At 41.9% G+C, this 1,651-nt stretch carries 2 protein-coding genes; one reads left to right on the forward strand and one right to left on the reverse strand.

What is annotated here, in order from left to right; translation table 11 throughout:
- Positions 1–815 (forward strand): VLRF1 family aeRF1-type release factor (locus WKU33_RS18780; protein WP_445321714.1); only part of this gene is annotated, 815 nt, incomplete at its 5' end.
- A gap of 47 nt (positions 816–862) precedes the next feature.
- Here WKU33_RS18780 and WKU33_RS18785 read toward each other — a convergent pair.
- Entirely contained in the window at positions 863–1,327 is a 465-nt protein-coding gene (locus WKU33_RS18785; protein WP_340456111.1) for an SH3 domain-containing protein, read from the reverse strand.
- Positions 1,328–1,651 lie beyond the last annotated feature (324 nt).

Raw genomic sequence — 1,651 nt, forward strand, 5'->3', positions numbered from 1 at the left:
GCGATGGAGTGAGTCTTACTATTACGGAAACGATTAACTGGCTTAAGGATGTGCGGAAAGAAGGAGCGAACAAGGTATTTACGATGTATTTAAACACGGATAGATCAGACCCGAACCAGCAAGGGGGAGAATGGAAGATCCACTTGAAGAACGGGATGAGAAACTTCGAAACATACTTACAGCAAGATGATAATACAGAGGAATTAAATAATTTTAAAAAGGTTAAAAAGAAAGCGATGGATTTTATTAAGGAGAATGAGCAGCAATTCCAGCGTGGCATTATTATTTATGCAACGGCAGATGATGATGTGTGGTTTGCTAAATGTGTACAAATGCGGTTGGAGGATGAGTTCTACTGGCAGGAAACACCGGAGATTAATCAACTTATTGAACTAAGCGAAAAGTATCCAAAGCTTGGTATCGTTCTCGTGCAGCAGAACCAAGTTAAAGTGATCGATTCAGAGTCGAATCGGGTTAAGGAGACAACATATTTCGAACTCGATGTAGATACAGAAGATTGGAAGATAAAACAAGGCCCAAGGCGACCATCTACTGCAGGAGCGGGTGGTCCCCATGTGCAAAAGGATAGTTTTGAATCGAGGTTCGCTGCTAACCAACATCGCTGGTATAAAAAGATTGCCCCGAAATTAGATAAGATAGCCAAAGACAATCAATGGGAACAGCTTTATATGGTTGGAGAAGGAGACAGTACGAAAGAGCTTGAGAAACTTATGCATCGCCCAATCGACGCCGTTTTACAGAAGAATATGCTCGATCATGAAGAAACAAAAGTGTTAGAAGAGGTTCTCGCATAAAAAGTAAGAAGAGGTAGGACAATCCCACCTCTTCTTACTTTTTCAACTTATTCTTCAGATAAAAATTTTACATTCACATAGCCGGTGAATTCATCGGTTGTTACCTTTACCCATTCTTCACCGCGATCTTCAACTTCGACTTGTTGATCCATGACAAGTACGCCGACTAAATCATAATCAACACCAGGTCCGCTTCTTGCATTTAAGGTCTCGACCTCTACGGTTCTTGTTGAAGTTGTTGCTTCTATTTCTTCAGCATCTTCTGTATCGTCGGCTTCTTCGTCATTTATAACCGAACCAACAGCCCCAGCTACACTATCAGTTCCTTCTGCTTCCTCTTCATCGGATTCGTTTTTTTCGTCTGTTGTGACACTCTCCGTATCTGCCTGTGGGTATGACATAGAAGCGAGGTCTGGATTGGTAAATTTTTGTTGCATTATGCCTACAAAAACAACGAAGGCAAGCGCAACGATTGTTAGTATAATTGCAATAAAAGCTTTCGTTCTTTTCATCTTATAAACTCCTAAACTATAATATCTAGTAGTAGTATACACGAATTAAACGAAAAAGTCTTTCATTACTTACTCAACATTCACAGGATAAACAGCTATATTTACTTTTGTAATCGAAAGAAGCTGTGAATTGCTTTCCTTTCATACAGCGTAAGTGTCCAGCTCTTTCAGTTTTTTGGCGTTCTAATTACCGTTCAGTTGCCCGGCGGACGGATGCTTTCCACGGGCACGGCCTCAGCCTCCTCGGAAGAAAAACGCTTCCTGCGGGGTCTTCGGACTCGTGCTTTTCCCGTTGGAGTCACCGTCCGCCGGGCAACTGAACTG

Source organism: Oceanobacillus sp. HCA-5259, from assembly GCF_037892815.1.
Classification (GTDB): Bacteria; Bacillota; Bacilli; order Bacillales; family Amphibacillaceae; genus Oceanobacillus; species Oceanobacillus indicireducens.